The sequence below is a fragment of the Streptomyces sp. NPDC002044 genome, assembly GCF_040296725.1.
GTDB lineage: Bacteria > Actinomycetota > Actinomycetes > Streptomycetales > Streptomycetaceae > Streptomyces > Streptomyces antarcticus.
In genome coordinates, this window is record NZ_JBEOXU010000214.1 from 1 (window position 1) to 8,087 (window position 8,087).

6 protein-coding genes and 1 pseudogene are annotated in these 8,087 nt (G+C 71.5%); 4 read left to right on the plus strand and 3 right to left on the minus strand.

Translation table 11 applies throughout. The features are described 5' to 3' along the window. Nucleotides 1–119: 119 nt before the first annotated feature. From gltX to ABT106_RS29805, 3 genes are all read right to left on the minus strand, one after another. Nucleotides 120–1,595 carry a glutamate--tRNA ligase gene (gltX, locus tag ABT106_RS29795; RefSeq protein WP_351283559.1) on the minus strand — a complete coding sequence of 492 codons (1,476 nt, stop codon included), beginning with the start codon at nt 1,593–1,595 and terminating at the stop codon, nt 120–122. Further along, nucleotides 1,588–2,394, minus strand: a complete 807-nt coding sequence (locus ABT106_RS29800; RefSeq protein WP_351283562.1) for a fumarylacetoacetate hydrolase family protein — start codon at nt 2,392–2,394, stop codon at nt 1,588–1,590. Before ABT106_RS29800 ends, gltX begins: the two co-directional genes overlap by 8 nt. 97 nt (nt 2,395–2,491) lie before the next feature. Further along, nucleotides 2,492–2,677 (minus strand): hypothetical protein, encoded by a 186-nt coding sequence (locus ABT106_RS29805; protein WP_267717647.1) that lies wholly within the window; start codon nt 2,675–2,677, stop codon nt 2,492–2,494. A gap of 579 nt (nt 2,678–3,256) precedes the next feature. On the opposite strand from ABT106_RS29805, the gene ABT106_RS29810 reads away from it, so the two are divergent. From ABT106_RS29810 to ABT106_RS29825, 4 genes and pseudogenes are all read left to right on the plus strand, one after another. Continuing rightward, a complete protein-coding gene (locus tag ABT106_RS29810; protein ID WP_351283565.1) occupies nt 3,257–7,063 on the plus strand; it encodes a sensor histidine kinase in 3,807 nt (1,268 codons plus the stop codon). 9 nt (nt 7,064–7,072) lie between these two features. Beyond that, nucleotides 7,073–7,486 (plus strand): roadblock/LC7 domain-containing protein, encoded by a 414-nt coding sequence (locus ABT106_RS29815; RefSeq protein ID WP_008739864.1) that lies wholly within the window; start codon nt 7,073–7,075, stop codon nt 7,484–7,486. A 151-nt stretch (nt 7,487–7,637) separates the two neighbouring features. Continuing rightward, entirely contained in the window at nt 7,638–8,030 is a 393-nt protein-coding gene (locus ABT106_RS29820) for a DUF742 domain-containing protein (RefSeq protein ID WP_007266775.1), read from the plus strand. Next, nucleotides 8,011–8,087: pseudogene (locus ABT106_RS29825) on the plus strand (ATP-binding protein); the annotation flags it as partial. The gene ABT106_RS29820 and the pseudogene ABT106_RS29825, both read left to right, overlap by 20 nt.

Consider the following 8,087-nt stretch of genomic DNA (forward strand, 5'->3'; position numbering starts at 1 on the left):
AACACAACCCCTGCCCACATTTAGCCGCGCCGCCCCCCCCCCCCCCCCCGTACCCGGCCACGCCCCCCCCCCCCGCCCCGGGCCCCCCGCCCCCGGGCCTCTTGTGCGCGGGGCGGCGGTCAGCCGGCGAGCTTCGCCAGGGCGGCGTCGATGCGGGACAGCGAGCGCTCCTGGCCCAGGATCTGCAGGGACTCGAAGAGCGGCAGGCCGACCGTGCGGCCGGTGACGGCCACGCGGACCGGCGCCTGCGCCTTGCCGAGCTTGAGGCCGTGGGCCTCTCCGGCGGTCAGGACGGCCTGCTTGAGCGACTCCGGGTCGTTCCAGTCGGCGGCGGCGAGGTTCTCGCGGGCCGTCGTCAGCAGGGCCGCGGGCTCGCCCTTCATCGCCTTGTCCCAGGACGCCTGGTCCTCGACCGGCTGCTTCAGGAAGAGGAAGTCGACGTTGGCGGTGATGTCCGACAGGACGGTCACCCGGGTCTGGGCGTACGGCGCGATGGCCGCCCAGGCGTCGGCGTCGAAGTCCTCCGGGGCCCAGTTCGCGTGCGGGGCCCGCAGCCACGGGCCGCAGGCGTCCGCGAAGGTCTTCGGGTCCAGCAGGCGGATGTGGTCGGCGTTGATGGCCTCGGCCTTCTTGAGGTCGAAGCGGGCCGGGTTGGCGTTGACGTCCGGGATGTCGAACTTCGCCACCATCTCCTCGATCGAGAAGATGTCCTGGTCCTTGGAGAAGGACCAGCCGAGGAGCGAGAGGTAGTTCAGCAGGCCCTCGGGGAGGAAGCCGCGCTCGCGGTACAGGTTGAGCGAGGACTCCGGGTCGCGCTTGGAGAGCTTCTTGTTGCCCTCGCCCATGACGTACGGGAGGTGGCCGAAGTCCGGGACGCCCTGGGCGATGCCCAGCTCGGTCAGCGCCTTGTACAGGGCGATCTGGCGCGGGGTGGAGGACAGCAGGTCCTCGCCGCGCAGGACGTGGGTGATCTCCATCAGCGCGTCGTCGACCGGGTTGACCAGCGTGTAGAGCGGGGCGCCGTTGGCCCGGACGATGCCGAAGTCCGGCACGTTCTCCGGGGTGAAGGACAGCTCGCCGCGGACCAGGTCGGTGAAGGTGATCGTCTCGTCGGGCATCCGGAAGCGGACGATCGAGGTGCGGCCCCCGGTCTCGTACGCGGCCTTCTGCCCGTCGGTCAGGTCGCGGCAGTGGCCGTCGTAGCCGGAGGGGCGGCCGGCCGCGCGGGCGGCGTCGCGGCGCTGGTCGAGCTCCTCGGTGGTGCAGTAGCAGCGGTAGGCGTGGCCGCCGTCCTGGAGCTTCTTCGCCACGTCCGCGTAGATGTCCATGCGCTGGGACTGGCGGTACGGGGCGTGCGGGCCGCCCACCTCGGGACCCTCGTCCCAGGTGAAGCCGAGCCAGCGCAGCGAGTCGAGCAGCTGCTCGTACGACTCCTCGGAGTCGCGCGCCGCGTCGGTGTCCTCGATGCGGAAGACGAACGTGCCGCCGTGGTGCCGGGCGAACGCCCAGTTGAAGAGGGCCGTGCGGACCAGGCCCACGTGGGGGTTGCCGGTCGGGGAGGGACAGAAACGTACGCGGACGTTCGCGTTAGCCACGCTTGATCACCTTGTTGGTGAGAGTGCCGATGCCTTCGATGGTGACGGCGACCTCGTCGCCGACGTTCAGGGGGCCGACTCCGGCCGGGGTCCCCGTGAGGATGACGTCGCCCGGGAGCAGCGTCATGGCCTCGGAGATGTGGACGATCAGGTCCTCGATGGAGCGGACCATGTCACTGGTGCGGCCGAGCTGGCGCTGTTCGCCGTTGACGGTGCACTGGATGGTCAGATCGCCCGGGTCGAGGTCGGTCTCGATCCAGGGGCCGAGGGGGCAGGAGCTGTCGAATCCCTTGGCGCGGGCCCACTGCTTCTCGCGCTGCTGGACGTCGCGCGCGGTGACGTCGTTGGCGCAGGTGTAGCCGAGGATCACGTCCTTGACGCGCTCCCTGGGGACCTCGCGGCACATGCGGCCGATGACCACGGCGAGCTCCGCCTCGTGGTGGAGGTCCTGCGAGAAGGAGGGGTACGTGATCGGGTCGCCGGAGCCGACCACCGAGGTGGAGGGCTTGAAGAAGGTGATCGGCGGTTCGAGCCGGCCCCGGTCGTCGACGACCGAGTGGCCGAGCTCCGCCGCGTGCTCCGCGTAGTTGCGGCCCACGGCCACGACCTTGTTCGGGAGCACGGGCGGCAGCAGCCGGACCTTGCCGAGCGGGACCTTGACCCCGGAGAGCTCGAAGTCCGCGAACGGAATCCCCTTGATGATGTCGAGGACGAGCTCACCCTCGGCGCCGGGGGCCGTACTGCCCTCGACCGCGCCGAACGCGACATTGCCGTCGATGGAGAACCTGGCGATGCGCACGTGTTGCGTCTGCCCCTCTGTATGTCCGCTGGCTGGAGTCTGCGGACTCCAGGCTAACGCGGTGGAGGGGAGCGCCTCGCGTCCGTTCGCCAGGTGCCTACTGCGCGGCGGCGACCGGCGCGTCCATCAGGATGGTGCGGCGCGGGTTCGCGGTCTGCGTCGGCAGCTCGACGGCGTGGTCCGGGACGGCCGGGGCCGCCTGCAGCTCCTCTGCGTCCTTCAGGTGCGCGAGGGTGGTGCGGCGGGGGTTGGCTATGTTGCGGAACATCGTCGTCGTCTTCATCGGAGTTCGGGGTCCTCGGTTCGGTCTGCGGATGTCGGCTGTCGCGTGCGCGACCCTGGCGCCAACCCTTCAAGGGGCAAGGCTAAACATCTAAATCCCCCGTGGAACCGGGAAGTAATGGCCATGGCTGTGTGAGTTTGCTCACCCGTGACCCGACATAGTAGGCATAACGGGCAGTCAATTGAGGCTAACAAAGCGGACATTATGCCACTGAATGCGCCATTCCGCTCCTGATCATCGCGACTGGGACACCTTGCCAGCCTTGGTGTTTGGTTGGCGTAAGTCCGGTTCATCCCGAAAGCAGCCCCACATCGCGTAGCCCGTCTGTCACGTGCCGTCACCGACTCCGCGGGCCGACCCGCGCACCTTGTTGGAGATCCTCCACTGTGCTGGAATTCGCGGGACCGCCGCGGGAAACAGTCGGCGCGCAGGTGGCGCGACCCAGCGCCGAGCGCGGTGGCAAGGAGAGGGAAACGCGCCGGTCACCGACGACCACACATGGGGCCGTTAGTGCCCCACGACTCGACACCGTCCCACCGTTCACCCGGTAGGGCGCCTGGTCCAGAGGTTGCGACGCTAGTGCAGGGACGATTCAAGAGGGATGGCAAGGGGTCTCCCCAGGCCCGCCAAGGCCGTGGGGAAGCTGCCGCGGAGCAGGAGCCTCGCGGCGGAACCGACCGTGGCTCCTCGCCCCAGCACGCCCAGAACCGCGGGCCGGCTGTCGAAGGCGCGAGCCCCGACGCCTCCACCGCGGTGAAGGCGAAGGGTCGCGGGAAGCCCGGCAAGGGCAAGGCGGCCGTCAAGGCCACGCCGACGACGCAGGACGTGGCGATACCGAAGGCCCCCAGCGGGCCCGGCTCTCGTCTCGCCATGCAGAACTGGCGCATCAGCACGCGACTGGTGTCGCTGCTGACCCTTCCCGTCGTCGCGGCCACCACGCTCGGCGGCTTCCGCATCAACGACTCGATGAACGACATCGCCCAGCTGGAGCACATGCAGCTGCTGACGACCATGACCCGGCAGGCCACCAACCTGGCCGCCATGCTCCAGGAGGAGCGGGACATGTCGGCGGGTCCGATGTCGATCACCAAGAACGGCAAGAGCAACAGCATCGTCGACGGTGTCCGGGAGCAGACCGACACCGCCGCCATGGCCTTCGCCTCCGCGACCGACAAGGTCGACAGCGCGGAGGACAAGGACGAGACGCTCAAGTCGATCCGCAACAACATCCTCCAGATCGGCCGCCAGCTCACCGGCATCGAGGACATCCGCAAGAAGGCCTACGCCAACGGCGCCCAGCAGACCATCACCGAGTACAACGCGCTGATCGTCTCGCTGCTGTCCCTGTCCCAGGACATGGCGCAGGCCACCTCGAACCCCGAGATGATCAAGCGCACGCGTGCCCTGGCGGCGTTCTCCTCCGCCAAGGAGTACGCCTCCATCCAGCGCGCGGTCATCGCCGCCTCCCTCCCCGACAGCGGTGAGCAGCAGGGCAGCCTGGGCGAGAACGACCGTCTGTACGCCCTCTCCGCCCTCCGCGGCGAGAGCCAGTCGAAGAAGACCTTCGAACTCGTCTACCAGGGCAAGCCCGAGGAGCTCCTCGCCGCGCTCGGCGACGGCAACCAGGAGATCGGCAAGGCCGACCACTTCACCCGCCGCGTCCTGAGCACCGAGGGGCAGTTCGCCAAGGAGCAGCAGTACCGGTCCTGGATGGACTGGTACGACGCCGACGGCACCAAGCTCCAGGCCATGAAGGTCATCGAGCTCACCCTGCTCGAGGACATGGAGCAGAAGGCCCGCGAGCTCAAGAACGAGTCCCAGCAGGACGCCATCCTCAACGGTGCGCTGATCCTCCTCGTCCTCGGTGTCTCCCTCGTCGGCGCCTTCGTCATGGCCCGGTCGATGATCCGCTCGCTGCGCCGCCTCCAGGACACCGCGACGCGCGTCGCCCAGGACCGCCTGCCCGAGCTCGTCAAGCAGCTCTCCGAGTCCGACCCGCAGGACGTCGACACCTCCGTGGAGTCGGTCGGCCTGCACACCCGCGACGAGATCGGCCAGGTCGCCGCGGCCTTCGACGACGTGCACCGCGAGGCCGTCCGCCTCGCCGCCGAGCAGGCCCTCCTCCGGGGCAACGTCAACGCGATGTTCACCAACCTCTCGCGCCGCTCCCAGGGCCTCATCCAGCGTCAGCTCTCGCTCATCTCCGAGCTGGAGTCGCGCGAGGCCGACCCGGACCAGCTGTCCTCGCTCTTCAAGCTCGACCACCTCGCGACCCGCATGCGCCGTAACGGCGAGAACCTCCTCGTCCTCGCGGGCGAGGAGCCGGGCCGCCGGTGGACCCGCCCCGTCCCGCTCGTCGACGTGCTCCGCGCCGCCGCGTCCGAGGTGGAGCAGTACGAGCGCATCGAGCTGACGTCGGTGCCCGGCACCGACGTCGCCGGCCGCGTCGTCAACGACCTCGTGCACCTGCTCGCCGAGCTGCTGGAGAACGCCACCTCGTTCTCCTCCCCGCAGACCAAGGTCAAGGTCACCGGCCACGCGCTGCCGGACGGCCGCGTGCTCGTCGAGATCCACGACACCGGCATCGGCCTGTCCCCCGAGGACCTCGCCGCGATCAACGAGCGGCTCGCCGCCCCGCCGACCGTGGACGTCTCCGTATCGCGCCGCATGGGCCTGTTCGTGGTCGGCCGCCTGTCCCTGCGACACGGCATCCGCATCCAGCTGCGCCCCTCCGACTCGGGCGGTACGACGGCCCTCGTCATGCTGCCGGTGGACGTCGCCCAGGGCGGCAAGAAGCCGGCTCCGATGCCGAACCAGGGCGGCCCCGGCGGCGCCCCGGGCGGCCCCGGCGCGCAGGCTTCCGTGCCCGGCGGCGCCCGTCCCCCCGTCGGTACGGCGCCCCAGCGCGGCCAGGTCTCCGGAGCCGGCCAGCGCGCCGCCCTCCCGGGGCGCGACGGTGCGGGCCAGCAGCGGCCGCAGGGCCAGCAGTCCCCGCAGGGCGGTCTCCCGCAGCAGGGCGGTCCCGGTGCGCCGGGCGGCCGTCCGCAGTCCGGGCCGACCACCTCCGGCCAGGGCCAGGGCGGCTTCGGCCAGGGTCAGGGCGCCTTCGGATCCGGCGCCCCGCTGCCGGGCCGCGGTGCGGCGGGCGGTTTCCCCGGTGCTCCCGCGGGCGGCTTCGCCGGCGGCGGCCTCTCGGGCGGCCCGCAGGCCCGTCCGGTGTCCCCGCCCCCGGCCAACGGCGGTCCCGCCGGGTTCCCCCAGGGCAACGGCTTCCAGCGGCCCCAGCCGCCGCAGCCGGCGGCCCAGCCCGCGCAGCAGCAGCCCCAGCAGCCCGCCGCTCCGGCTTCGCGCGGCCCCCGGCCGCAGTTGCCGCCGCGCGGCGGTGCCCCGCGTCCGGAGCTTCCCGGTCCGCAGACCACCAGCTGGGGCGCCGAGCCGGCGCGCGGCCACGACGAGCTGTCGGGCCCCGGCTCGACCTCCGAGTTCGCCCGCCCGGACTTCAACGCCCCGATGCCCCAGGGCGACGGCCCGGGCAGCACCACGGGACAGTTCGAGCGCCCGGACGTACGCGGTCCCCTGGACCCGTCCTCCACCGGCCAGTTCGAGCGCCCGGAGCTGCGCGGACCCGCGGACCCGTCCTCCACCGGCCAGTTCGCCCGCCCGGGGTACCAGCCCCAGCGGCCGGGCGGTCCCGGTGTCGGCGGCTTCGCCCCCCAGGCCCCGCTGCAGCCCCAGGCCCCGCAGCAGTACCAGCAGCCGCAGGCTCCGCAGCACGGCGCGGACTACGCGCCCGTACCGCCCCGGCGCCCGGAGGCTCCCGGCCTGCCGCCGGTCCCCCGGCCCGAGGCGCTGCCGCCGGCGCCCGGCGCCCGGGAGGCGCGCAGCCCGATCTTCGACACGCTGGAGTCGAACTGGTTCCGCGAGGAGGGGCAGCAGCCCCCCGCGCAGGGACCGGGCGTACCGCAGCAGCCGCAGCAGTCCGCCCCGGCGCCCGCTGCGCAGCAGCAGCAGCAGCTGCCGCAGCGCGGCCAGGAGCAGGCGGCCGAGTCCGCCGCGGCGGCCACCGGCGCGATGCCGACGGTCAGCTGGCGTTCCTCGCCGAACGACGAGCTGATGCGGCAGGCCGAGCGCGTGCGCCAGCCCGCCGCCGGCGGCATCACGACCTCGGGGCTGCCCCGCCGGGTCCCACGGGCGAACCTCGTGGCCGGCACGGCGCAGCAGCAGGCGGAGGAGCAGGCCGGCCCGCAGGTCTCCCGGTCCCCGGACGACGTCCGGGGGCGTCTGACCAACCTCCGACGCGGTATCCAGCAGGGCCGTCAAGCCGGCACGAGCGGTCCGGCGACCGGCAGTCACCACATCGACCCCACTTATCAGCAGGAGCGTTAGTTGAGTTCGATGAGCCAGGCGGCACAGAACCTGAACTGGTTGATCACCAACTTCGTGGACAACACCCCCGGGGTGTCCCACACCGTGGTGGTCTCCGCCGACGGACTCCTTCTGGCCATGTCCGAAGGATTCCCGCGCGACCGCGCCGACCAGCTGGCGGCCGTGGCCTCCGGTCTGACCTCCCTCACCGCCGGCGCCTCCCGCATCTTCGAAGGCGGCGCCGTCAACCAGACCGTGGTCGAGATGGACCGGGGATTCCTCTTCCTCATGTCCGTCTCGGACGGATCCTCGCTGGCCGTTCTCGCGCACCCCGAGTGCGACATCGGCCTCGTGGGCTACGAAATGGCCCTCCTCGTGGACCGCGCGGGCAGTGTCCTCACTCCGGACCTGCGCGCCGAGCTTCAGGGAAGCCTGCTCATCTGACTTCTCCCCTCCCGGCCGGACGGTACTTCCGGCCGGGAGACCGGGGCCCGCGCCCCGGAACCCAGTACCCCCGACAGGCCGTCATACCGTCCCCCCACCGGCCGCCCCGTCAGACGGCACGCTGACCACTGCTGTCCAGCCCGGAGGATCAATGACCCCGCCCCCCGCCTACCCCGATGCGTACGGAGATTCGTACTCGGAAGGCGACCAGCCGCTGGTGCGTCCGTACGCGATGACCGGCGGCCGGACCCGGCCCCGCTACCAGCTCGCCATAGAGGCGCTGGTCAGCACCACCGCCGATCCGATGCACCTCTCCGGCCTGCTCCCCGAGCACCAGCGCATCTGCACCCTGTGCCGAGAGGTCAAGTCGGTCGCGGAGGTCTCTGCACTGCTGTCGATGCCGCTCGGTGTCGCCCGGATCCTCGTCGCCGACCTGGCGGAGGCCGGAATGGTGGCCATCCACCAGCCGGGCAACGGAGAGGCCGGCGGCACGCCGGACGTGACTTTGCTCGAAAGGGTGCTCAGTGGACTTCGCAAGCTCTAGCGGCGGAGCGGCTCCTCGCTCCACCACCTCCGCGAAGATCGTGGTGGCGGGCGGCTT